The sequence below is a fragment of the Kitasatospora sp. NPDC036934 genome (assembly GCF_055608425.1).
Map to the genome: position 1 here is coordinate 145,652 of NZ_JBVJQR010000002.1, position 22,613 is coordinate 168,264.

Sequence of the window (22,613 nt, forward strand, 5' to 3'; positions counted from 1 at the left end):
GGATGGGGAGGCCGGGCCCGTCGGTGTCACTTGGTGATCTTGACCGTGATGTCCTGGTGGCCGAGCGTGGTCAGATTGCTTCCGCTGTAGGGCAGCACCACCTGGGCCTTCACCGGCATGTTCCCGGGGCCGTTGCCGCCGCCCACCGTCATCCGGTAGGTGACCTTCCTGCTCTGCCCCGGGGCCAGGGAGAAGACGGACGCGGGGTTCGCCACCGCGTAACCCATGTCGCTGCCCGGTGACATCGGCGCCTGGTTCCAGGTGCCGCCGTCCAGGCGCTCCATCTTTCCGTCGTTGCCGCCCCACACGACCTGCGCCGGCGGCGAGCCCGGGTAGGCGTCCGTGACGACCAGTGGCTCCAACTTGCCGTAGGTGTTCTGGCTGGTGTTCCGGTACGTCACCGAGAAGGTGACGGCCGTGCTGCCCGCCACCAGCTGCTGGCCGTCCGCGAGGCCGTCGAAGCTGACCGCGATGTCGTTCTTGTCGGCGTCCGTCGGCGGAGCCTGGCGGCCGCTCAGGTCGAGACTGCTGACGATCGACGTCAGACCGGACTGATAGTCGGACTTGAGACCAACCGCTGTCACGAACACCTGGTCCTTGGGCAGGGCCCACATCTGGGGCCTGAAAGAGGCCTCACCGCAGGTCACCTGCCACTGCGACTTGAGCGCGGCACGACCGGCCACTGTGGGCGTGCTCTTGACCGGGCCGACGCTGTTCAGTTCACCGGCAGCGGCCGCGTGGGGGTTGCCCCAGACCGGACAGTAGGGCTGACTGCCCCAGCCCGCACTGGTGTCGAGGAAACCCGTCGCGGGCCAGCTCGGTGCCTCCCCGTCGAACGCCGAGATCTCCACACCATAGGTCTGGCAGTTCGAATAGTCCGTGTCCTGAGGCGCTCCCGGGCTCAGGACGCAGAGGTGGTAGTCACCTGCGGTCACGACCCGCCACCCGTTCGGCACCTTGAACTTGACGCCTTGGAAGGTGTACGGCTTCCCCCCCGAGCCGGTCGGGGCGCCGGTGGTGACCGGGGGCGAGGACGGGGTGTCGTCGGCGAGCGGCACGTCCGTCGCCGGGGCGGCGGTCGGGGAGCCGGTCTCGGTGGGGGTGACCGTCGGGCTGGGGGCGGCCGTCGGACTGGGCGAGGCCGGCACGCTGGCGGCCGGGGGCGGCGGGACGTCCTGCTTGGCGACCGGGGTGCCGTGCAGGGTGACCACGCCGATCGCCGCGGCGGCGGCCAGGCCGAGCAGCGGCACGGTGACCGCGTACACCGGGCGCAACCGCCGCACGCGGGTCCTCGGGGGCGCGGCCGGGCGCAGGTCGTGGGCGGTGATCAGGGACGTACGGGCGTTCATCGCCTCGCGGAGCAGCCGTTCCGTGGGGGTCTCGGCCGGCCCGTCGCCGTCACCGCCGCCCGGGCGGGGGAACTCGTCGGTCATCGAACCTTCTCCAGGTGCTTTTCCAAGGCGTCCAGGGCCCGGCTGGCGGTGGACTTCACGGCACCCCGGGAGAGCCCCAGGGTCTCGGCTATCTGCGCCTCCGACATGTCGGACCAGTAACGCAGCACCAGCACCTCGCGCTGGCGGGAGGTCAACTCCTGCAGGGCCACCAGGACTCGCCGGTGCTCGTCGTTGAGCACCGCGTGGTCCTCTGCGGAGGGGGCGTCGGGCTCGTGCGGGGGCACGTACTCCCGGGCCGTCCTGCGGCGGCGCAGCATCGAGCGGGCGCCGTTGACCACCGAGGTCCGCAGGTACCCGAGCGCGTTGTCGAGGTCGTCCAGCTGCTCGCCGTGGCGCTGGTAGAGCTGGGTGAAGGCCTCCTGCACGACGTCCTCGGCGAGGTCCTGGTGGTCCACCAGCAGGACGGCCATCCGCACCAGGCCCAGCCGGTGGGCGTGGTACAGGTCGGTCAGGGTGGGCCGGTCCTCCGCGGGCTTTCGGCCGCCGCGCAGGAGCCGGAAGCCGGAGCGGCGCTGCGCCGCCTGCTGGTCGGTGGTGAGCGGGGAGTCCGGCTCACCGGCCTCCTGCGCGCCGAACAGCGCGACGACCACTCCGCGGACTCCACGGACTCCACGGACTCCACGGGCGGAGACGCCACGGCTCCGCCGTGGCGCGGCGAACGGCCCGATGGCCATGGACATGTGCGGCTCTGCTTTCCCCCGGGACGGTGACGGCGTGTCCGCCGGACCGTCAGGCAACCTGATCAAGATCGTGATCGGGGAGATCCTCGCAGCCGCGTCCGACCCGGTTCCCTCCGCCCCCGTAGTGATGGACGTGCGGCGTGGGTGGAGGTTGCAAGGGGGTTCGAAGAAAGTTCCGGGGCGGCCGCGACGGCTACACTCACCGGGATTCCGCCACCCGTGAGCAGGGGGTCCGCATGGCCGAGCAGAACACCGGGGGCCCGGTGCCGCCCCGCCCGGTGGCCGTCACCATCGGCCGGCGACCGGAGCCCGTGCACGACGTCGCGGTGTACGCCTTCGAGGGCATGGCGCCGTTCGAGCTCGGTGTGGTGGTCGAGGTGTTCGGCCTGGCGCGGCCCGAGCTGAGCGGGCTGCTGGCCGCGCCCTGGTACGGACTGAAGGTGTGCGCCGACCGGCCGGGGACGGCACTGGACGCGGTGGGCGGCTTCGCGCTGACCGCCCGGCACGGGCTGGCCGAGCTCGCGGCGGCGGACACCGTCATCGTCCCCGGAGTGCGCAACGCCTTCGGCGGTGCGGGGACATCTACCGACCCCCAGACCGGGGGAGTGTCCCCCGGCCTGGTCGAGGCGCTGCGGACGGCGCACGAGCGCGGCGCCCGGATCGTGTCGATCTGCTCGGGCGCCTTCGCGCTGGCCGCCGCCGGACTGCTGGACGGCAAGGAGGCGACCACCCACTGGCGGTACGCCGAACTGCTCCAGCAGCGCTACCCGCGGGTGCGGGTCAACCCGGACGTGCTGTACGTGGACCACGGCGACGTGCTGACCAGCGCCGGCAGTGCGGCCGGCATCGACCTGTGCCTGCACCTGATCCGCCGGGACCACGGCGCGAAGGTCGCCAACAGCGTGGCCCGGCGCTTCGTGGTGGCGCCGCACCGGGACGGCGGGCAGGCCCAGTTCGTCGAGGCGGCGGTCCGCCCGGTCGAGGAGGACGAGGACGGGATCGCCCGCAGCATGCAGTGGGCGCTGGACCACCTCGCCGACCCGCTGACCGTCTCCGTGCTGGCCCGGGCCGCCCGGATGTCGGACCGCTCCTACCTGCGGCACTTCACCGCCCGCAACGGCACCAGCCCGATGCGCTGGGTCGTCACCCAGCGCATCGCGGCCAGTCTGGCGCTGCTGGAGTCGCCGGAGGGGACGGTGGAGGAGATCGCCGCGGCGGTCGGCTTCGACAGCGCCGCGACCTTCCGCCACCACTTCGGCCGGGTGATGCGCACCTCTCCGACCGCGTACCGGCGCTCCTTCGGGCGCGGGGTGGCGTAGCGGCGCTCCGTGTTCCCGCGCCGGTGCGGTGCCGCCACGCGTTCCCGCGCCGGTGCGGTGCCGCCACGCGTTCCCGCGCCGGTGCGGTGCCGCCACGCGTTCCCGCGCCGGTGTGGTGCCGCTACGCGTTCCCGCGCCGGTCGGCGTTGGCGACGATGGCGTCGTGCAGCCACTGCGCCAGGCCGGGGGCGATTTCCTCGTAGGTGGTGGTCCAGCGCGGGTCCTCGACGTACAGGCGGGCAAGCCCGCGGTGGATGGTGAACGTGCAGTCGTAGAAGTTCCGGCAGATGTGCTGCCGGTGCGCCTCGGCGAGGTCCATGGCGACCGTGCCGTCGGCGGGCTCGCCGGCGGTGACGGCCGCGGCCAGGCGGGTGTTGAGCTCGGTCATCTCGCCCTGGATCCGCTGCCAGTCGGCCTTGCCGTAGCCGCCGGTGCGGCGCTGGGACTCGGCCCAGGCCTCGGTGTTGCCCCAGCGCTGCTCGGCTTCCTGCTCCCACTCCTCGCGGTAGCCCTCGCCGAAGATCTCGAACTTCTCCTCCGGGGTCAGCTGAATGCCCATCCTGCGTGCCTCCATGGCGTGTTCGACGGCTGTGGCGAGTTCCTGGAGGTGACTGATCCGGTCGGTCAGCAAGCGGTGCTGCCGCCGGAGGTGCTCGGTCGGGCTGACCGATTCGTCGTCCAGGATCGCCGCGATCTCCTCCAGGGGGAATCCGAGCTCGCGGTAGAACAGGATCTGCTGCAGCCGGTCGAGGTCGGCGTCCACGTACCGGCGGTAGCCGGCCCGGGTGCGGCCCGCGGGGGACAGCAGACCGATCTCGTCGTAGTGGTGCAGGGTGCGGACGGTCACCTTGGCGATCTTCGCCACGGCGCCGACCGGGTAGCCCTCGTCCTGGTTCATCCGGAACTCCTCCCTGGTGCTGACCACCAGACTCGACTCTCACGCCGCGTGAGGGTCAAGCCGTACCGGCGGGAAGCAGGGGACCTGCCGTGCGGCCGGGAGCTCAGGCGTCGACCAGCTCCCGCTCGCGCCGCCGGGCCGCCCAGCGGCGCCCCTCCCCGCCGCCCCGGGCCGACGGCCGGGGCCGACGGGTCTTCTGGGTGGGCCAGATCAGCACGTACACGGCGGAGACCACCACGAAGGCGAGCCGGACGAAGCCGCGGGCCGAGTCGGACGGCAGCAACAGCGTGCCGCCGTACAGCGCGGCCAGCGCGATCCAGCTCCACCACGGGACCAGCCGCTTCTGTCCGACCGCGTCCCAGAGCAGGGTGCCGAGCAGGATCGAGGCCGTGTAGTACGTGTAGACGCTCGGATCGAGCAGGATCCGGGCGTCCGCGCCGAGCAGCACGACGGCCGGCCAGCGGCCGCGCCAGACGGCCACGCAGCCGAGGCCGATGCCGAGCGCGAACTGGGTCGGGCGGTCCCACCAGGGGGTGGCCGGGTCGGTGACCCCGAACCAGCGCAGCGCCGAGGCGGGCTGGTTCGGGATGGTGAACTTGGCCGCCGCCATGGTGTCCAGGTTGCCCAGGTAGAACGGCAGCCAGGCGATCGCGACCAGCAGGCAGAACCACAGCGCGGTGCGCAGCCAGGCGGGCCTGGGCAGCGCCAGGAGCAGCGGGGCGAAGGCGATCGCCCAGGGCTTGGAATCCACCGCCAGGGCCAGGAAGACCGCGACCTGGACGGGCTTGCCGCGGGCCAGCGCGTGCGCGGCCAGGGTGGTGAAGAACAGCGCGAGGACGTCGTCCAGGTGCGCGAAGCGGACCGACACCTCGACCCACATCGGGATGAACGCCAGCCCGGCGATCAGCAGCCGCTGCTGGAGCCGACGGTGGTTGATGCCAGTACCGAGGTAGTACAGGGCGGCGGTGCGGCCGATCAGCACCAGCATCACCAGGCCGAGCCCGGCGCTCGCCGCCTCCGCGACCAGCTGGCCGACGTGCGGCGAGAACGGGGCGGTGAGCCGGGCCGCGGCCAGGCTGACCGGGCCGATCTGCAACTCGGGGTGGTGGGCGTAGAGCGAGAGGCCGCCGTCGGGCTGGCTGCTGAACAGCAGCTGCTCGCCCTGGCGCAGGTAGTGCCAGGAGAAGCCTCCGCTGGGCTCCACCAGGAAGAACCAGAGCACCGTCCACGCCGTCAGCAGCACGTGGTGCCGACGAAGCGGAAGGCCCGCGATCCGACCGGTCGCGGACTCGTAATCGGTGGTGGTCCGTGCCGTGCGTTCTCCCCGCACCTGTACCTCTCCCCGCCGTTCCGCCCCCTCCGGCCGGACATCCTATGTGACGGACGAGACCGGCCCGTGCCGCCCGGAGGTCCGTCCCAGGGGACGGCCGGGCGGCACGGGGAGCGCTCGGAAGGAGCGCCCGGGGGTCAGAGCCAGGTCAGCTCTGCTGGCCCGACTTGCGGCGACGCAGCACCACGAGGGTGCCGATGCCGGCGACCAGGACGGCGCCACCGGCGGCCGCGATCGCGGTGGTGTCGTCACCGCCACCGGTGGTGGCGAGGGTCTTGTCCGCACTGTCGGCGGCGGTCTTGGCCTTGGTGACGCCGGCCGGGGTGATCTTCGGCGGGGTGACCTTCGGTACGTCCACCGGGAAGTCGATCGGCTGCTGGACGTCGGTGCTGCTGCCGGACGGGGCCGGGGCGGTGGCCGCGCCGGAGCCGGAGTCGGTCGGGGAGGCGGACGGCGAGGCGGTGCCCGGGGCCGGAGTCGTCGGCGCCGGGGTGGTCGGCGCGGTGGTGGGGGTCCCCGTCGCGGTGGACGTGGACGTGGGCGTGGGCGACGCGGTGGCGGTCGGGCTCGGCTTGCCGGTCTTGGTCGGGGTGGGGGTCGGGCTGGGCTTGCCCCCGCCACCGGCCTTGATGGTGAAGCCGGCGCCCTTGATCCCGTCGCAGCTGAAGTGGCCGTTGTCGGACTCGTCGTCGGCGTTGGCCGAGAAGACCACCGGCACGACGCCGGCCTTGCCCAGCGGGGTGTCCTTGGTGAACGAGACCCGGACGTCGATGTCGATCCGCTTGCCCGGGGCGAGGTAGAGCAGCGCGTCGTCGGCGGGGCCGCCGTCGTTCACGCCACCGAGCAGCATCAGCACGGCGCTGTCGTCGCCGTCACCGCCGCCGGGCGCGATCGAGCCGGTCCGCCAGGTGCCGCCGCCGGGCAGGCCGGCCGGCAGCTGGTACTCGACCTTGAGGTCCTTCGCCTTGAGCGTGCCGGCCTTGTTCTTGAACTTCAGCAGCGGGAAGGCGACGAAGTCGTTCTTGGTCGAGTTCTGGATCCGGTAGGAGAAGACGCGGGCGTCACCGCCGGCGACGAAGGTGTCCGGGACGCCCCGCACCGAGAGGTCGAGGCTCTGGTGCTTCGCCTGCTCGGCCTGGGCCGCGGCGGACGGAGAGGCGGCGGACGGGGCGCCGGTGGAGCCGACGGCCATGGCGCCCTGGGCGCCGGTGAGCACCAGCGAGGAGGTGAGCGCGGCGACGCCGGCCAGGGCAAGACTGCGACGTATGGACAAGAAGACCTCACGGAAGTGTCCGGGCGAGGCCCGGGGCGCGAGGGGCGGCCGTGGACGCCGCGAACCCCCGCGAAGCTGAAAGTCCGACGGAGAGTACCGAACGATCCAGCCACTCCGGAAGGCAGGTGCCAGGTTGTGACGTACGGGCGGGGCGGACGCGCCCGAATCGCCCAACTCCATCCCGTGGTAGGTCTTTTGTGCCGCGTCGGAGATGACCACAGGGTGACGGGTACACGTCCGGGAGGACGGTACCGGACGGCTCCGGGTGGCCGGAATGCGTCGGCCGGCCGGCGCGGGGGGAGCCGACCCGCCGGGCCGGTGGGGTCGGCTCGGTCGGATCGGGTCGGGGCAGTCGATCGGGTCGCGACGGGGCGGGCAGTCCGATCGGGTCGCGGCGGGTCGGGGCAGTCGATCGGGTCGCGGCGGGGCGGGGCGGGGCGGCCCGGCCGATCGGACCGGTCAGCCCGCGAAGAAGGACTTGGCCTCGATCAGCGCCTGCTCGTCGCGCAGGACGTCCCCCGGGCGGGTGCCGTTGCCGATCAGCGCGCCACCCCAGCGCATCCCCATGTACTCGGCGATCAGCTTCAGCGTGCCGAGCAGCGGCTCGGCCTTGTCCGCCGGGCCGGCCAGGACGGTCACGTCCCACAGCGTGTGCCCGCGCATCCCGGCGCGGAAGTCCACCCCGGGCACCCGGAACCAGGCCGACCAGTAGTCGAGGTAGAGCTTGGCGCTGGTCGGCATCGTGTACCAGTACAGCGGCGCGACGAAGACCAGGTCGGTGGCCGCCAGGGTGGCCTCCAGCAGGGTCCGTTCGTGGCCGGCCGGCTCCGGGTAGCGGCCGTCAACGGTGTGCCGCAGGTCCTGGAAGGGCGGCAGCGGGTGGTCGTCGAGCCGCAGCCAGCGCTGCTCCGCGCCTTCGGGCAGGCTCGACTCGGCGGCCAGCCGGGCGAGTTGTTCGGTGTTGCCGCCGACCCGCGAGCCGGCGTCGAGGAACAGGAAACGGCGTGGCGCCTCGGCGCCGGACGACTGGTCGGTCATCGGTACTCCCCCGGTCGGGTGCTGCGGACAGACGTGCGAGCACGCGCCGTGCGCCGGGTATTCCGCGCCCGCGCCCGACCAGGGGTCGTACGCGCTGGTCCGGGTTCCGGCCGGTCAGAGTTCCGGCCGGTCAGGAGGACGGCTGCTCCGGGTTCCGGCCGGTCAGGAGGACGGCTGCTCCGGGTTCCGGCCGGTCAGGAGGACGGCTGCTCCGGCAGTCCGGCCCGGCGGCGGGCGACCTCGGCGACGGCGGCCCAGTCCTTGTCCCCGTCGCCGTGCGCCAGCGCGTCCAGGAAGGCGTCCCGCAGGATGCCGCCGAACGGCAGCGGGACATGGCGCGCGGCCCCGGCGTCCAGGGCCAGACCGACGTCCTTGAGGCCGAGCGGCAGCCGGAACCCGGCCGGCTCGTAGCGCCGTTCGGCCACCATCGAGCCGTAGCCGGAGTAGACCGGTCCGGGGAAGAGCGTGCCGGTGAGCATCTCCACCAGGTCGGTGGGCCGTACGCCGTGGGACTCGGCCAGGCTGCACGCCTCGGCCATCGACTCGATCGCGCAGGCCAGCAGGAAGTTGGTGCTGATCTTGGCGGTGTTGGCCTGCCGGGGGTGGTCACCGAAGTGCCAGGTGCGGTCGCCCATCGCGGCGAACAGCGGCCCGGCCCGGTCCAGCAGCTCGGGCGCGCCCGCGACCAGGATGTTGAGCTTCCCCGCCGCCGCGACCGGCGGCCGGCCGAGGACGGGCGCGGCGACGTAGCCGATGCCGTGCTCGACGTGCAGCTCCTCGGCACGCCCGGCCAGCGCGAGCGAGACGGTGGCCATGTTGACGTGCAGGGTCGCCTTCGCACCCGCCAGCAGCTCCGGGTCCAGCAACAGCCGTTCGAACGCCTGGTCGTTGGCCAGCATGGAGACCACCGTGTCGGCGGCGAACACCTCGGCGAGCGAACCCGCTGCCTCGGCTCCCTGGGCCACCAGGGCGGCCACCGGCTCCGGCGATCGGTTCCAGACCCGTACGGCGTGGCCGGCCCGGAGCAGGCTGCCAGCCATGCCCTGCCCCATCGCACCCAGCCCCACGAAACCGACCGTCGACCCGCTCATCCGCGCACTCCCGTCGCCGTAGCCATCCGTACGTACGTTGGTTCGTTCGAGCCGACTGTACGTCAGGGGAGGTTCGGGTCCGGGAGCGCGCTGCGGCCGCTTCCGACCTGCGGACGGATCCGGACCGCGCGCGGATCCGGGCTGCGCGCGGTGCGGGCCGCGGGCGGTCCGGCGGTCTAGGCGACCCGGGCCGGGCGGCGGATCCGGCTCGCGGCGGCCCCGCGCTCCAGCTCGGTGACCACCCGGTGGCGGAGCAGCTCGTACTGGGCCTGGAGCCGGCCGGGGCGGGCCGGGCGGGCGACCGGGCGGCCGGGGCCGACCAGCTCCCTCGGGCCGAACTGCTCACGGGTGAGGTCGATCTCGAAGCCGGTGGCGAAGCGGTTCCACCAGTGGAGGTCCGTCCGGACCCCGTCGACGTGGACCTCGCCCATCATCAGCTCGCCGCCGAGCAGGTCGTGCACCACCATGGCCGTCACGCCGCACTGGCCGCGGGCGGGATTGTCGGGACGCCAGTGGGCCAGGTCCTCGGGCGCACAGGTGTCCAGACTCCAGGAGGAGCGGATCGCACGTTCGATGTCGTTGAGGGTCCACGCCGTCATACCGGGAAGCCTGCCACGCGGCACTGACAACGACACCGGCTTTTCAAAGGGTCATCGCTTGTTCTGCGGCGACCCTTCCCTTGTTCACCCGAACGAGGACACCGTGGGCCGTCGGCCCAGAGGGCACAGCCGCTGGTGGGGACGGGAGTCCGCCCGAGGACGGCCGGACGGCGCGTCCGGCCGGTCGGCCCTGGGGCGGGTCCTGGAACTCCCGCCCGCGGGCCGACCGGCCGGGGTGCGTCACTTCGCCAGTGCGGCGACGCCGGCCTGCGCGAACTGCTCGTCCAGGTCGCCGCTGGGCGCGCCCGCCACGCCGATCGCCGCCACCGGGGCGCCCTTGGACTGCACCGGGGCGCCGCCGGCCAGGAACAGCGTGCCCGGGATGTCCTTCAGGTTCGGGGCCTGGGCCAGCCGCTTGGCCAGCTCCGAGGTCGGGGCGTTCCAGGAGACCGCCGTGAAGGCCTTGCGCTCGGCCGACTCCGGGGCCTGCGGGCCGGCGCCGTCACCCTTGAGCAGGACGCGGGTGACGCCGTCCCGGTCGACCACGGCGACCGAGACGTGCTGGCCGGCCTTGGTGGCCGCGTCCAGGGCGGCCTGGGCGGCGCGGGTGGCGGCGTCGATGGTCAGTCCGGTGCTCTGGGCGAGGTCCTTGTTCTGCGGGTCGGCCTTCACCGCGGCCGGCGCGGCCGCGGTCTCGGCGGTCTCGGCGCTGGCCGAGACGGCGCCCACGCCGGCGGCGGCGAGCGCGGCGACGGCGACGGTGCCGGTCAGCACCCGGGTGCGCACGGAGGTCTTCTTCATGGTCCAGCTCCTCAACTCAACGGGATCGCGGGGTTCGGCGGGGTTCGGCGGTGCCCTGCGGGACTCTGCTGGGCATTGCGCGGTTCTGCGGGGTTCGCAGGGATCTAGGAGGTTCTGCGGGGTTCGCGGGGCCCGCAGCGGTCCGGGGCCGGGCGGCGGGGGACCGCCCGGCTCTGCTTCGATCCTCCGGCCGGACCGGGGCGCGCGGCATCGACGGCCCGGTGCGACCGTCCGGGCATGATGGAGGACGCCGCCGTCAACCGATCGGCTGATGCGGGACCGGGCCGGACAGGTCACCATCGAGGGATCGGCGCAGGTCAGTGGGCCGATCACGGCCGGCACCGCTGAGCGGCCGACCGAGCACCGTGCCGAGCCCGTAGCGCCAGGAGCCACCCGTGCAGCAGCCCCGTCCGTCCACCGGCCGGCCCCTGGGCGGGCGCGACGCCGGGGACCCGGACGCCGGCCGGCTGGCGCTGCTGCTGGACTCCGCCTTCCTGCTGCTGCTCGCCGCGGCGCTCAGCCGCTACCTCACCCACCACGGCGGCAGCCCCGGGATCCCCTGGGTGATCGGGCTGAGCGCCGTACTGGCCGTCGCCCAGCCGGCCGCCTCCTGGCTCGACCACCGCTGCCCGGCCGCCCCGGGCCGTCCGCGCCGGTGGCCGCTGGCGCTGGTGGTCGCGCTCTGGGTGGTGCTGGTGCTGCTGGCGCCGAGTTTCGCCTGGTGCGCCGTCCCGCTGATCTACACCGCGCTGCGGGCGCTGCCCGCCGGGGCGGCGATCCCGCTGGTGGCGGCCCTGACGCTCCTGGTGGTGATCGCCGAGATCCGGCTGCCCGGCGTCGCGGACGCCACCCTCGTCCTGCTGCCGCCCGCGGTGGCCGCGCTGGCCACCGGGGTCTTCCTGTTCATGGCCCGGCAGGCCGCCCGGCAGCGGGCGCTGATCACCGACCTGGTTCGCACCCGGCGCGAACTCGCCGCCACCGAACGGCGGGAGGGCACCCTCGCCGAGCGCGAGCGGCTGGCGATGGAGATCCACGACACCTTGGCGCAGGGGCTGTCCAGCCAGCAGATGCTGCTGCAGGCCGCCGACCGCACCTGGGAGGCCGACCCGGCGACCGCCCGTACCCACGTCCGCACCGCCACCGCAGTCGCCGCCCGCAACCTCGCCGAGGCCCGCCGTTTCGTCCACGACCTCGCCCCGGCCGAGCTGGCCGACGGCGGCACCGTGGAGCGGGCGTTGCGGGCACTGGCCGAGCGGGAGTCCGCCGAGAGCGGGCTGCCGGTCCGCTTCCACCTGGACGGCGCGCCCGTCCCACTGCCCGCGGCCGCGCAGTCGGCGCTGCTGCGGATCGCCCAGGGCGCGCTGGCCAATGCCCGGGAGCACGCCGGGGCCTCGGCGGCCGCGATCACGCTGTCCTTCCTGGGCGACCAGGCCGTCCTGGACATCGCCGACGACGGGCAGGGCTTCGACCCGGCCGCGGGCGAACGGCGCGCCGCCGGCGGCGCCCGCGGGTACGGGCTGTCCGCCATGCGCGCCCGGCTGCGGCAGCTGGGTGGCACGCTGACCGTGGAGAGCGCCCCCGGCGAGGGCACCGTCGTCTCCGCCGCGATCCCCCTGGAGCACCGATCGGAGCACCGATGAACGCGACCCCCGTCCGATTGCTGGTCTGTGACGACCACGCGGTGGTCCGGGCGGGCCTGTTGGCGCTGCTCGCCAGCGCGGGCGACATCGAGGTGGTCGGCGAGGCGAGCACCGGGGAGGAGGCGGTCGCGCTGGCCGCCGGGCTGGCGCCGCAGGTGGTGCTGATGGACCTCCAGCTCGGCGACGGCATCGACGGCGTGGAGGCCACCCGGCGGATCACCGCCGCCCCGGGCGGCCCGCACGTCCTGGTGCTCACCACCTACGACACCGACGCCGACATCACCCGGGCCATCGCCGCGGGCGCCACCGGGTACCTGCTGAAGGCCGAACGGCCGGAGGAACTGTTCGCCGCCGTCCACGCGGCCGCGCAGGGCCGGACGGCGCTCTCGCCACCGGTCGCCTCCCGGGTGATGGCGCAGATGCGGGCGCCCTCGCCGCAGCTCACCGAGCGGGAGCAGGACATCCTCGAACAGCTGGCGCAGGGGCTGGGCAACCGGGAGATCGCCAGGGCGCTGTTCATCAGCGAGGCGACGGTGAAGACCCACCTGGGGCGGATCTACGACAAGTTGGGCGTGGACACCCGGGCGGGCGCGGTGGCGGTGGCCAAGGAGCGCCGACTGCTGCGCTGAGCGCCGAGCGCGCCCTCCGGAACGGCGCCCGGCCGGGACCGGGCACCCTCCGGACCAGTCACCATCCGAATTGACGGGTCCGTCACTGCGCTGGGCACTCGCGCGGTGTCACTCCGTGCTGTCATCATGCATGGAATGTCGGATTCCAGGTCGGGCGTCCCTCGCGCCCGGCGCGTGCGGCACGACCGCAGGGCATCCTGACGAACCCACAACTGCCTGGTGGGACGCCCATCACACCGACCCGACCGGATCGTCATGATTGTGGATTTTTCGTGGATCCCACTATTGACAAACCAACCACGCGGTTTGTTAGCGTGAGGTCAACGACGTCCCCGGGGGTGGGGGCTCGCCGGGGTCTGTGCGGACGCTCTCGCCGGAGGGTGGTGCCAGGGGGGACGGCGGGGCTGCCGGAGGGTGTCGGGGGGAGCGGCAGCGCCGAAGCCGCGCGACGAGGCGGCGTGGAGCGGGTCCGGGGGGACTCGCTCCACGCCTCCCCCGGAACCGCTCCCCTCCCGGTCAGACCAGCGCGCTCCAATAGGCGCAGTGCACATGGGGCAGCGGCGCGGGGTCGGGCTCGCCGGCCCCCGGCAGCCGGGGGATGCGCTCCGAACAGGCCACCCCGAGCAGACTCGCGGTCAACCGGATGTCACCGAACTCACCGAAGCACAGCACCAGCCGAGAACCCTCCGGCGTGGTGGCGGCCACCCCGGGGCGGTCCTGCCCGGCGTTCAATGAGGTGATCGTCCACCCGCGCCGCCGCCACTGCCGCTCCACCACGTCCGCCAACTCCCGCCGCCGGCCCGGTGATACGACGGTGAGCAGGTCCCGCCCCCGGGTGACGTACCAGAGCACCTCGGGCCCGCGCCGCCCCGGGGCGGCCAGCCGGATCCCGGCCCGCGGCACCGTCTCCTGCCAGGCCGGGGCCGGCCGGACGGCGTCCATGGTGTCCTGGAGCAAGGTCTCGCAGCGCTCCGCCGCGTCGAGTTGACCAATCGTCACATCCGGGGCCAGCACCGGCCACCAGTCCGGCGCGGCCGACGCGCCGCCGCGAAAGCCGTCCGGGCATCCGAGGTTCAGTTCGGCACCACCTGACTGCACAGGGCCCTCCGTACTCCTCCCGGTGTTCAACCCGGGCAGGCATTCCGTCACTGCTTGGACGGTGGCCGGGCACCGACAGTTCCGCAAGTGGCCGACCCTGGATCGCACTGCGCGGTGCAGTCGAACCACCGATCCGCACCGTGTCGCTTGCTTCTCCTGCCGCCGGGGCCCGCCAAGGACCGCCGGGGCCTCACCCGCGACGCGGTACGTCGGCACCTCCGACGACAAGACCGCACCGGGCGGCCACAAGGCCCCGAAACGGAAGAGCCGGGATCGTCACGCGGCGGAGGACCTGAAGCACTGGGTTCGCGTACCGGTGGGGCCCGATGCGGCCCGACGGGCCACCCGCGGACAGTGCCGACGAGTCCAGCTGGTCATCCACAACGTGACCGCGGCGACGCGGCTGCTCGATGCACTGCCGCTGTTCCGTGAGGATCTGCGCATTCAGGTGTTGGCCACCTGCACCGGATCGTCCCCCTTCCAGTCCGGCGCAAAGAAGTTGCTCGCGGAGACGGGCGTTCCGGTCCTGCCCTGGGGGCAAGCGCTCCCGACTCCCGCGGACCTGGCCGTATCGGCCAGCTTCGGCGGTCAACTCGCCTATATCAAGCGCAAGTTGACGGTTCTCTCACATGGAGTCGGATACAGAGAAGCTGACCACGCCGGACGCCGGACGCCTTCGACCGCATCCTCGCCGCCGGCACCACCGCGAGCGGTACCGAATTCGGTCAGCTACTACGCGGCCGCCTGCGGCACGCCGTACTGCTGGGCGCCGCCGGCCTGGAGTCCCTCGGGGCGTCGTCGCCCGTCGCGGCGTTCGCCCGGTCCTCGCCCCGCCTCGATCCGTACGGCACGCTGCTGCCCCAGCCGGATGAGCTGCTGGCCGAACACCGCCCCCTCGACGGGCCGGCCCGGCCCCGCCGAACCCCGCAGTCCTCCTGGGTGCTGCCCGGCGACCAGGCCGCGACGGAGGGCGACCCCGAAGCCGACGAGGTCATCGACCGACCGGTGCGCGACGACCAGATGGTCCTGGCCAACCGGGTCTCCACGACCGGACCCGCAACGACCAGCCGGTACCGGACGCGGCCCCACCGGTGCTGCACGACTTCCTCCAGCGCAACGTCGTACTGAGCGCGGACGAACGCGCGGCCCTCGACCGCCTCGCCCACGGCGACACGCTCAAGCTCATCCAGGGCAACATCGAGGCCCTCACGGGGACCGAGGCCTTCGGTGGCCTCTTCGCCGCGCTGGCCGACCCGCTGCTCGCCAAGTCCGTCTGGTACGCCGAGTACGACCTGGTGATGCCCACCGGCCGCCCCACCGGCCGCCCCACCGGCTGACCCCGGGCAGCTTGCTCCGGACAACACGAAAGCCGCAGGTCAGATGACCTGCGGCTTTCGATATGGAGCGGGCGACGAGAATCGAACTCGCGCTCTAAGCTTGGGAAGCTCATGTTCTACCATTAAACTACGCCCGCCTGATGAGCTGTCAGAGACCGCTCGATCCAGTGTCACTGTACCCCATCCGTGACTGTGGTTGCACGGCCGGCCCGAGGCCGTGGCGGAGCCGGGCGGGGGTGGGTGGGAGGCGTACTGTTTGGGCCGCGTGTGAGTGCTCCGGTGGGTGCGGGGTCGGGGCGGCGAGCCATGGTGTGGAATGTCCGGAACATCCCCTAATGTGACGCTGTCCCGGGGCCTGGCCGCCGGGGCGCGATGAGTACGGGTGAGTACTGGGTTAGGGATGGGAAGGGGATCGATGGAGCAGCGCGCCGTCGTTCGTTGTGCCGAGGGGCACCTGTTCAGCACCACCACGTTCCCGATGCAGAACCTCGGTCCCGGGCGGCTCGGGCCCGGACGATTGATCCGTTGTCCGCAGTGCGGACGGCTCCGGAGCTCGGTGCTGGCCGACGTGCGGGAGCTGTCGACGGCCCAACTGGCGCAGGCGATGCGGCTGGAGGCCGCCGAGTTCCTGGCCTGACGGCCGGCGGGAGGACACCTGGGGCCCCGGACGGATTCGTCCGGGGCCCCGTCGTGCACGTAACCTCGAAGCGTGCTGCTCTCTGACAAGGACATCCGGACCGAAATCGACCTGGGCCGGGTCGTCGTCGACCCCTTCGACCCGGCGATGATCCAGCCGTCGAGCATCGACGTGCGCCTCGACCGCTTCTTCCGCGTGTTCGAGAACCACAAGTACCCGCACATCGACCCCTCCGAGGAGCAGCCGGACCTGACCCGGCTGGTCGAGCCGGACGGCGACGAGGCGTTCATCCTGCACCCGGGCGAGTTCGTACTGGCCTCGACGTACGAGGTCATCACGCTGCCCGAGGACGTGGCCTCCCGCCTGGAGGGCAAGTCGAGCCTGGGCCGGCTGGGCCTGCTCACCCACTCCACCGCGGGCTTCATCGACCCCGGCTTCAGCGGCCACGTGACGCTGGAGCTGTCGAACGTCGCGACGCTGCCGATCAAGCTCTACCCGGGGATGAAGATCGGGCAGCTGTGCCTGTTCCGGCTCTCCTCGCCGTCGGAGCACCCGTACGGCTCCGCGCGCTACGGCTCGCGCTACCAGGGCCAGCGCGGTCCGACGCCGTCCCGCTCGTACCTGAACTTCCACCGCAGCGAGGTCTGACCGCACCACGGCGGAGTGCACGCACGGCGGGCGGCCATCCCTCTTCCGAGGGGTCGGCCGCCCGTGGCGTTTCCGGGACTCGCGCGGGGTGTCGGGCCCGCCTGGGGGGTCAGGCCCGCTTGGGGCTGGTGATCGCGACCAGCTCGGCGCCGTCCTCGGACAGCCGCAGCTCGGTGCGCAGCTCGGCGAGCTCGCCCAGGTGGTGCAGGTGGGTGCCGCCGCAGAAGATCCGCGCGCCGCCCTCGGGCAGCTCGCAGTGCCACTGGCGGCGGGCGGTCAGCTCCGGGCCGGGGACCTCGATCCGGACCGGGGCGTCGGCCGCGACCCAGTCGGCGAGCCGGGCGTTGACGGCCTCGGTGAGGGCGGGCAGGGCGTCGGCGAGGGCGGGGAACTCCTCGGTGGCGTCGACGGTGAAGCCCTTCTTCTTCAGCGACTTGCCGAGCCGGTAGGTGTCCGTGCTGGCCTCGGTGTCCATCACCGAGCTCGCCATCGCGAGGCTGTCGAAGTCGGGGTTGCCGAAGGCGTCCGAGCGGCCCGGGTCCTTGCGCCAGCGCGATGCGAGCGCGGCGTTGAGGGCGAGGGCGAGCAGGTGGCAGCCGCTGTGCGAGGCGCTCAGAGCGGCCCGGCGCCCGGCGTCGACGGTGAGCAGGGCGGTGCGGCCGATGAGGTCTCCGGGGTCGGCGGCGAGGACGTGCAGCACCAGCCAGGACCACTCCTCGTCCCCGCGCTTGACCGGGATCTCGGCGCCGACCAGCGGCGCGCCACCGTCCGGGCCGACCGCGCCGGTGAGGCAGTCCAGCACGGCCAGTTCGGTGCCGTCGACCGTCAGGGTGCCGTGGTCGGCCGGCTGGTCGGGCCAGGTGTGGTCGAGCGGGTGGAACGGGGTGGCCGCGGTCACCACCGCGTAGCGACCGTCCGCCAGCGGGTGCACCGCCAGCACCGGCGACTCTCCGGTCACCGCCCCGGCCGGGAAGCTGACGTGGGTGGTGGGGAGGGTCATGGCTGGCTCCGGCGCTGGTGGAGGACGGGGGGTGGGCGGGCCCGGGCCTTCCGGCCGGATCCGCCCACCATTCTGCCTGCCGGCCCCCGGCACCGGTCCGGGAGCCCGGTCAGCCCGGGGTCGAAAGCCCGATCAGCCCGGCGCGCGCAGCTTGATCAGCTTGATCAGCCCAGTGTCGGAAGCTTGATCAGCACCAGCAGCGCCAGCAGCTGCACCGCCGAGGCGGCCGCCGCCTTGCCCCAGGGCAGGTCGTGCACCCGCCGGACCATGCAGGTCAGCAGGTACGCGCAGAGCCCCCAGGTGGCCCAGCCGACCAGCTGGACGACCATGCTGCCGGAGGGCAGCACCAGGTCGAGCAGCAGCCGGGGCGCGTCAGTCAGCCAGCCGATCAGCGCGGCCAGCCCGACCGTGGACTTCCACGGGCCGTCGCCGCCGAGCTGGCGGGCCAGCGCGTAGGTGACCGCGCCGAAGACCGCGCCGGCCACGGTGAAACCGACGGCGGCGGCGCACAGGCCGGTCAGGGCCACCGAGAAGGTCGAGTTGACGATGTCGTCGTGGGTCAGCCCGATGCCGAGCACCGCGAGCACGCCGTACGTCAGCGAGACGGTGAGGGCGGGCAGCCAGACCTGGTGGTCCCGGGTGCGGTCGAAGATCGCGGTCGGGGTGCGGAAGATGCCGACGAACAGCTCGCGCCACTGCGGCCGCGGCCCGCTGACGTGCGGGGCGGACTGGCCGCCGGCGCGGTAGACGGTGACGTTGTCCTGGCCGTACGGGGGCTGTTGGTCCGGGCCGCCGCCGTACGGGGGCGGGGGCTGCTGGCCGTACGGCGGGTGCTGCCCGTACCCGCCGTCGCCGTAGTGGCCCGGGCCCGGGGGTTGTCCGTACCGGCCGTAGCCGTGGTCCTGACCGTGGTCCTGACCGTGCTGCGGGCCGTACGGGTCGCCGCCCTGGTACGGGTCGCCGACCGGGAAGGCCTGGGTGTTGCCGGGCCGGTCGGCCCGGTACGGGTCGTACCCGTCGCCGACGGTGCCTCCGGGCCCTCCGGGGGTCCCCGGCCCGGCGGCCGCCACCGTCGGGTGCGCGGACGTGAAGTACTCCGGCCCGTCCACGGGCCCGTCCGTCCGCCCGTACCCCCCGGGCGCCCCCGCCGGCGGCGGCGGAGGGGCCGGCCATCCGCCGTGCGGACGGTCGGCGCCCTGACCGCTGTCGTATCGATTACCAGCCACGCTCCGAAGGTACCCGTCCGGCCCAGTGCGCGTCGGCCCCGGACGAAGCCGGGGCCGGTTTGCAGCGAGCCTGAGACGAACGGGTCCGAAACCCGCCTGGGCGGCCGTCCGCGCGGAGGGGTCCTAGCGCTGGGCGCTGACCGACGGCCCGTGCACCGCGGCGGCCGCGGTGGTGCCGGCCGGGCAGCCGCCCGGGCCGGCCGTGGTGCGGACGGCGCCGACCGGCAGCAGGGTGCCGCAGGCGATCCGGATGCCGTTGGGCAGCTCGTTGTCGGACTCCACGATCGCGCCGTCGCCGATCACCGCGCCGTCCAGCGCCGAGCGGTCGCCGACGGTTGCGTAGGCGCCCACGATCGAGTCCTTCACCAGGGTGTCCGGGCCGATCAGCGCGCCGGGCAGGATCACGCTGCCCTCGACGATGGCGCCGGCCTCGACCACCGCGTCCGCGGAGACCACGGTGCCGCCGCTGAGCACCGCGCCGGGGTGGACGGTGGCGCCGGGCAGCAGCAGGGCGTCGCCGGTCGGGCCGGGGACGGCCGGGGAGTCGACCTTGCCGAGGACCAGGTCGGCCGAGCCGCGGACGAACGCGCCCGGGGTGCCGAGGTCCAGCCAGTACGAGGTGTCGACGACGCCTCGCAGCAGGGCGCCGGTGGCCAGCAGCTCGGGGAAGGTCTCGCGCTCGACGGAGACCTCCCGGCCGGCCGGGATGCGGTCGATGACGGAGCGGGTGAAGACGTAGCAGCCGGCGTTGATCTGGTCGGTGACGATCTGCTCCGGCGTCTCCGGCTTCTCCAGGAACTCCAGCACCCGGCCGTCGGCGTCGGTGGGGACGAGGCCGAAGGCCCGCGGGTCCTCCACCCGGGTGAGGTGCAGCGTGACGTCGGCCCCGGCGGCCACGTGGCCGTCCCGCAGGGCGGCGATGTCGAGGCCGGAGAGGATGTCCCCGTTGAAGACCAGGACCGGTTCGTCCGGTCCGCAGGTCAGCCCGGAGGCGGCGTTGCGGATGGCCCCGCCGGTGCCCAGCGGCTCGCGCTCGGTCAGGTAGACCAGCTCGATCCCGTACGGGGTGCCGTCCTGGAAGTGGTCCTCGAACACCTCGGCCAGGTAGGACGTGGCCAGCACCACCCGGGTGACGCCGGCGGCGGCCGCGCGGGCCAGCTGGTGCGCGATGAACGGAACACCGGCAACCGGCAGCATCGGCTTGGGAGTGTGGGTGGTCAGCGGACGCAGTCGCGTGCCCTTACCACCGACGAGCATGATCGCCTCGGTCATGGTCTGCGCTGTTCCCCTTGTGGTCTCTGCGGCCCGGCCCGGCGGGCCGATACCTCCGTTGGTGGTCTGGTCCCGTCCTGGAACGGGTCGACCGGCTCGCGCCGGTCCGGCGCCTACTGTATTTCCTTCCGACCGAATGCCCGTCCGGCGGTCGTGCGATCAGCGTCACTCGCCGTCCGCCCGCCGTACCGCCGGCCGTCGCCCGGGGCACCGAAAAGCCCGGCCCGGCGGGCGCGTTGGCGGCGTCCACCGGGCCGGGCGGTTGTTGCAGAACTGTCGAACAGCGGTCGCGGTTACGCGTCCACCGTCGCCGGCTCCTCGGCCTCGGCCGGCGGGGTGGCCTTCACCGAGTCGAGCAGCAGCTGGGCCACGTCGACCACCTTGAGGTGCTCCTTGGCCGCGCCCTCGTTCTTCTTGCCGTTGACCGAGTCGGAGAGCATCACCAGGCAGAACGGGCAGGCGGTGGAGACGATGTCCGGGTTGAGGGACAGCGCCTCGTCCACGCGCTCGGTGTTGATCCGCTTGCCGATGCGCTCCTCCATCCACATCCGGGCGCCGCCGGCGCCGCAGCAGAAGCCGCGCTCCTTGTGCCGGTGCATCTCCTGCTGGCGCAGACCGGGGACCTTGTCCATGATCTCGCGCGGCGGGCTGTAGACCTTGTTGTGGCGGCCCAGGTAGCAGGGGTCGTGGTAGGTGATCAGTCCCTCGACCGGGTTCACCGGGACGAGCTTGCCCTCGTCGATCAGGTGCTGCAGCAGCTGGGTGTGGTGGATCACCTCGAAGTGCCCGCCGAGCTGCGGGTACTCGTTGGCGATGGTGTTGAAGCAGTGCGGGCAGGTGGCCACGATCCGCTTGGTCGGGGCGTCCTCCAGCGCGGCGTTCAGCGTCTCCACGTTCTGCGCGCCGAGCATCTGGAAGAGGAACTCGTTGCCCAGGCGGCGCGGGGAGTCACCGGTGCAGGTCTCCTCCTTGCCGAGGATGGCGAACTTCACGCCGGCGGTGTGCAGCAGCTCCGCGAAGGCCTTGGTGGTCTTCTTGGCGCGGTCCTCCAGGGCGCCGGCGCAGCCGACCCAGTAGAGGTACTCGACCTCGGCGGGGTCGATGTCCTCGCCGATCACCGGCACCTCGATGCCGGTCTCCTTCTTGAGCTCCTTGACCCAGTCCAGGCGGGCCTTGGTGGCCATGCCCCACGGGTTGCCCTTGTTCTCCAGGTTCTTGAGCATCGTCCCGGCCTCGGTCGGGAAGTTGCTCTCGATCATCACCTGGTAGCGGCGCATGTCGACGATGTGGTCGATGTGCTCGATGTCCACCGGGCACTGCTCGACGCAGGCGCCGCAGGTGGTGCAGGACCACAGGACGTCCGGGTCGATGACGCCGTTCTCCTCGGCGGTGCCGATCAGCGGGCGCTCGGCCTCGGCCAGCGCGGCCGCCGGGACGTCCTTGAGCTGCTCGGCGGTCGCCTGCTCGGTGCCCTCCATGTCCTTGCCGCCACCGGCCAGCAGGTAGGGGGCCTTGCCGTAGGCGTGCTCGCGCAGGCTCATGATCAGCAGCTTGGGCGAGAGCGGCTTGCCGGTGTTCCAGGCCGGGCACTGCGACTGGCAGCGACCGCACTCGGTGCAGGTGGAGAAGTCGAGGATGCCCTTCCAGGAGAAGTGCTCGACCTGGGAGACGCCGAAGACGGCGTCCTCGGCCGGGTCCTCGAAGTCGATCGGCTGGCCCTTGCTCGTCATCGGACGGAGCGCGCCGAGCGCGGTGCCGCCGTCGTCCTCGCGCTTGAAGTAGATGTTGAAGAAGCCGAGGAAGCGGTGCCAGGCCACGCCCATCGAGGGGTTGAGGCCGATGGTGATCGCCCACGCGAACGAGATGCAGATCTTCAGCATCGCGAACAGGTAGACCAGGTTCTCCAGGGTGCCGTGCGACAGCCCGCTCAGCGCGGAGGTGATCGGGTACGAGACCAGGTGCTCCGGGCCGTACGAGTCGACGCCGGCCAGGGCGCCCTCCAGGGCGCGCAGCATCAGGATGCACAGGCCGATGCCGAGGATCGTGTACTCGACGTAGAAGGCCTGCCAGGCGATCGAGCCGGCGAACCGGGACTTGCGGCCCGACCGGGACGGCAGGCTCATCAGGCGGATCACCATCAGGGTGGCGATGCCCAGCGTGGTCAGGGTGCCGACGAGCTCGACGAAGAGCTGCCAGATCATCCAGTCGCCGATGATCGGCAGTTCCCACTCGGCGTCGAAGAGCTGGCCCATCGCGTTGACGATGGTCAGCACCAGACTGAAGAAGCCGACCGCGACGAACCAGTGGGCGATGCCCACGATCCCCCAGCGGTTCATCCGGGTGTGGCCGAAGAACTCGGTCGCGACGGTCTTGACCCGCTGGGCGGGCTTCCCGAAGCGGGTCGAGTCCGGCGCGCCGGTCAGCACGACCCTGAAGATGTGCCACGCCGCACGGAGGGCGAGCGCGGTGCCGATCACGAACGTGACCAGCGAGATGACGATCGCTGCTAGTTGCATCGCTCTCCGTCTCCTGCGGCTTGCGGTTGAGCAGTGTCTGCGGTTCTGCGGTTCTGCGGTTCTGCGGTTTTCCGAACTGATTGTACTGGTCGGTAACTTGCCGGGCCGACGGCCCGGACATTACCGG

20 protein-coding genes, 1 tRNA gene and 1 pseudogene are annotated in these 22,613 nt (G+C 72.8%); 6 read left to right on the forward strand and 16 right to left on the reverse strand.

Annotation, left to right across the window (positions count from 1 at the left end):
- Window positions 1-26: 26 nt before the first annotated feature.
- Both ACZ7BZ_RS03415 and ACZ7BZ_RS03420 read right to left on the reverse strand, forming a co-directional pair.
- A complete protein-coding gene (locus tag ACZ7BZ_RS03415) occupies window positions 27-1,433 on the reverse strand; it encodes a hypothetical protein (RefSeq protein WP_470356913.1) in 1,407 nt (468 codons plus the stop codon).
- Window positions 1,430-1,945, reverse strand: a complete 516-nt coding sequence (locus ACZ7BZ_RS03420; protein ID WP_470357166.1) for an RNA polymerase sigma factor — start codon at window positions 1,943-1,945, stop codon at window positions 1,430-1,432. Before ACZ7BZ_RS03420 ends, ACZ7BZ_RS03415 begins: the two co-directional genes overlap by 4 nt.
- A 425-nt stretch (window positions 1,946-2,370) precedes the next feature.
- Here ACZ7BZ_RS03420 and ACZ7BZ_RS03425 point away from each other — a divergent pair, with 425 nt between their 5' ends.
- Entirely contained in the window at window positions 2,371-3,453 is a 1,083-nt protein-coding gene (locus ACZ7BZ_RS03425) for a helix-turn-helix domain-containing protein (protein ID WP_470356914.1), read from the forward strand.
- 121 nt (window positions 3,454-3,574) lie between these two features.
- Here ACZ7BZ_RS03425 and ACZ7BZ_RS03430 read toward each other — a convergent pair whose 3' ends face one another.
- The 7 genes from ACZ7BZ_RS03430 to ACZ7BZ_RS03460 form a co-directional block, all read right to left on the reverse strand.
- Window positions 3,575-4,351: a MerR family transcriptional regulator gene (locus tag ACZ7BZ_RS03430; protein ID WP_470357167.1), complete on the reverse strand. Its 777-nt coding sequence runs from the start codon at window positions 4,349-4,351 to the stop codon at window positions 3,575-3,577.
- Between the two features lie 103 nt (window positions 4,352-4,454).
- On the reverse strand, window positions 4,455-5,681 hold the full coding sequence (locus tag ACZ7BZ_RS03435) for a hypothetical protein (RefSeq protein ID WP_470356915.1): 1,227 nt from the start codon (window positions 5,679-5,681) through the stop codon (window positions 4,455-4,457).
- Between the two features lie 148 nt (window positions 5,682-5,829).
- Window positions 5,830-6,954, reverse strand: coding sequence for an LPXTG cell wall anchor domain-containing protein (locus ACZ7BZ_RS03440; protein WP_470356916.1), 1,125 nt, complete (start codon window positions 6,952-6,954; stop codon window positions 5,830-5,832).
- Window positions 6,955-7,413: 459 nt separating this feature from the next.
- Window positions 7,414-7,992: a flavodoxin family protein gene (locus ACZ7BZ_RS03445; RefSeq protein WP_470356917.1), complete on the reverse strand. Its 579-nt coding sequence runs from the start codon at window positions 7,990-7,992 to the stop codon at window positions 7,414-7,416.
- A gap of 194 nt (window positions 7,993-8,186) precedes the next feature.
- Entirely contained in the window at window positions 8,187-9,083 is an 897-nt protein-coding gene (locus tag ACZ7BZ_RS03450; RefSeq protein ID WP_470356918.1) for an NAD(P)-dependent oxidoreductase, read from the reverse strand.
- 176 nt (window positions 9,084-9,259) lie between these two features.
- Window positions 9,260-9,682 carry a YunG family protein gene (locus ACZ7BZ_RS03455; RefSeq protein WP_470356919.1) on the reverse strand — a complete coding sequence of 141 codons (423 nt, stop codon included), beginning with the start codon at window positions 9,680-9,682 and terminating at the stop codon, window positions 9,260-9,262.
- Between the two features lie 240 nt (window positions 9,683-9,922).
- The gene (locus ACZ7BZ_RS03460; protein ID WP_470356920.1) at window positions 9,923-10,483 is read right to left on the reverse strand and encodes a GlcG/HbpS family heme-binding protein; all 561 of its coding nucleotides are present in this window, start codon (window positions 10,481-10,483) and stop codon (window positions 9,923-9,925) included.
- A 395-nt stretch (window positions 10,484-10,878) separates the two neighbouring features.
- Between ACZ7BZ_RS03460 and ACZ7BZ_RS03465 the strand changes: the two genes are divergently transcribed.
- Both ACZ7BZ_RS03465 and ACZ7BZ_RS03470 read left to right on the forward strand, forming a co-directional pair.
- Window positions 10,879-12,123: a sensor histidine kinase gene (locus ACZ7BZ_RS03465; protein ID WP_470356921.1), complete on the forward strand. Its 1,245-nt coding sequence runs from the start codon at window positions 10,879-10,881 to the stop codon at window positions 12,121-12,123.
- Window positions 12,120-12,752, forward strand: a complete 633-nt coding sequence (locus ACZ7BZ_RS03470) for a response regulator (RefSeq protein ID WP_470356922.1) — start codon at window positions 12,120-12,122, stop codon at window positions 12,750-12,752. Before ACZ7BZ_RS03465 ends, ACZ7BZ_RS03470 begins: the two co-directional genes overlap by 4 nt.
- Before the next feature lie 516 nt (window positions 12,753-13,268).
- On the opposite strand, the gene ACZ7BZ_RS03475 is transcribed toward ACZ7BZ_RS03470, so the two are convergent.
- Window positions 13,269-13,850, reverse strand: coding sequence for a hypothetical protein (locus tag ACZ7BZ_RS03475; protein WP_470356923.1), 582 nt, complete (start codon window positions 13,848-13,850; stop codon window positions 13,269-13,271).
- A gap of 732 nt (window positions 13,851-14,582) precedes the next feature.
- A complete protein-coding gene (locus tag ACZ7BZ_RS03480; RefSeq protein WP_470356924.1) occupies window positions 14,583-14,738 on the reverse strand; it encodes a hypothetical protein in 156 nt (51 codons plus the stop codon).
- Between the two features lie 203 nt (window positions 14,739-14,941).
- Between ACZ7BZ_RS03480 and ACZ7BZ_RS03485 the strand changes: the two genes are divergently transcribed.
- Window positions 14,942-15,187 (forward strand): hypothetical protein, encoded by a 246-nt coding sequence (locus tag ACZ7BZ_RS03485; protein WP_470356925.1) that lies wholly within the window; start codon window positions 14,942-14,944, stop codon window positions 15,185-15,187.
- A gap of 63 nt (window positions 15,188-15,250) precedes the next feature.
- Here ACZ7BZ_RS03485 and ACZ7BZ_RS03490 read toward each other — a convergent pair.
- Window positions 15,251-15,324: transfer RNA gene (locus tag ACZ7BZ_RS03490), tRNA-Gly, on the reverse strand.
- A gap of 278 nt (window positions 15,325-15,602) precedes the next feature.
- Between ACZ7BZ_RS03490 and ACZ7BZ_RS03495 the strand changes: the two genes are divergently transcribed.
- Complete coding sequence (locus ACZ7BZ_RS03495; protein ID WP_188304334.1) at window positions 15,603-15,824, forward strand: hypothetical protein; 222 nt, start codon at window positions 15,603-15,605, stop codon at window positions 15,822-15,824.
- Window positions 15,825-15,896: 72 nt separating this feature from the next.
- Window positions 15,897-16,472, forward strand: coding sequence for a dCTP deaminase (gene dcd, locus ACZ7BZ_RS03500; protein WP_380454272.1), 576 nt, complete (start codon window positions 15,897-15,899; stop codon window positions 16,470-16,472).
- A gap of 109 nt (window positions 16,473-16,581) precedes the next feature.
- On the opposite strand, the gene ACZ7BZ_RS03505 is transcribed toward dcd, so the two are convergent.
- The 4 genes and pseudogenes from ACZ7BZ_RS03505 to ACZ7BZ_RS03520 form a co-directional block, all read right to left on the reverse strand.
- Window positions 16,582-17,472 (reverse strand): alanyl-tRNA editing protein, encoded by an 891-nt coding sequence (locus ACZ7BZ_RS03505; RefSeq protein ID WP_470356926.1) that lies wholly within the window; start codon window positions 17,470-17,472, stop codon window positions 16,582-16,584.
- A 164-nt stretch (window positions 17,473-17,636) separates the two neighbouring features.
- Window positions 17,637-18,581: a Yip1 family protein gene (locus tag ACZ7BZ_RS03510; protein WP_470356927.1), complete on the reverse strand. Its 945-nt coding sequence runs from the start codon at window positions 18,579-18,581 to the stop codon at window positions 17,637-17,639.
- A 324-nt stretch (window positions 18,582-18,905) separates the two neighbouring features.
- Window positions 18,906-19,970, reverse strand: a pseudogene (gene manB, locus ACZ7BZ_RS03515) (mannose-1-phosphate guanylyltransferase); the annotation flags it as partial.
- Window positions 19,971-20,263: 293 nt separating this feature from the next.
- Window positions 20,264-22,486 (reverse strand): (Fe-S)-binding protein, encoded by a 2,223-nt coding sequence (locus ACZ7BZ_RS03520; protein WP_470356928.1) that lies wholly within the window; start codon window positions 22,484-22,486, stop codon window positions 20,264-20,266.
- Between the last annotated feature and the right edge of the window lie 127 nt (window positions 22,487-22,613).

Coding starts and splice junctions, on each gene's coding strand:
- ACZ7BZ_RS03415 (WP_470356913.1), bottom strand. CDS start 1,433: ATGACCGACGAGTTCCCCCGCCCGGGCGGCGGTGACGGCGACGGGCCG.
- ACZ7BZ_RS03425 (WP_470356914.1), top strand. CDS start 2,371: ATGGCCGAGCAGAACACCGGGGGCCCGGTGCCGCCCCGCCCGGTGGCC.
- ACZ7BZ_RS03430 (WP_470357167.1), bottom strand. CDS start 4,351: ATGAACCAGGACGAGGGCTACCCGGTCGGCGCCGTGGCGAAGATCGCC.
- ACZ7BZ_RS03445 (WP_470356917.1), bottom strand. CDS start 7,992: ATGACCGACCAGTCGTCCGGCGCCGAGGCGCCACGCCGTTTCCTGTTC.
- ACZ7BZ_RS03450 (WP_470356918.1), bottom strand. CDS start 9,083: ATGAGCGGGTCGACGGTCGGTTTCGTGGGGCTGGGTGCGATGGGGCAG.
- ACZ7BZ_RS03455 (WP_470356919.1), bottom strand. CDS start 9,682: ATGACGGCGTGGACCCTCAACGACATCGAACGTGCGATCCGCTCCTCC.
- ACZ7BZ_RS03460 (WP_470356920.1), bottom strand. CDS start 10,483: ATGAAGAAGACCTCCGTGCGCACCCGGGTGCTGACCGGCACCGTCGCC.
- ACZ7BZ_RS03470 (WP_470356922.1), top strand. CDS start 12,120: ATGAACGCGACCCCCGTCCGATTGCTGGTCTGTGACGACCACGCGGTG.
- ACZ7BZ_RS03495 (WP_188304334.1), top strand. CDS start 15,603: ATGGAGCAGCGCGCCGTCGTTCGTTGTGCCGAGGGGCACCTGTTCAGC.
- ACZ7BZ_RS03505 (WP_470356926.1), bottom strand. CDS start 17,472: ATGACCCTCCCCACCACCCACGTCAGCTTCCCGGCCGGGGCGGTGACC.
- ACZ7BZ_RS03520 (WP_470356928.1), bottom strand. CDS start 22,486: ATGCAACTAGCAGCGATCGTCATCTCGCTGGTCACGTTCGTGATCGGC.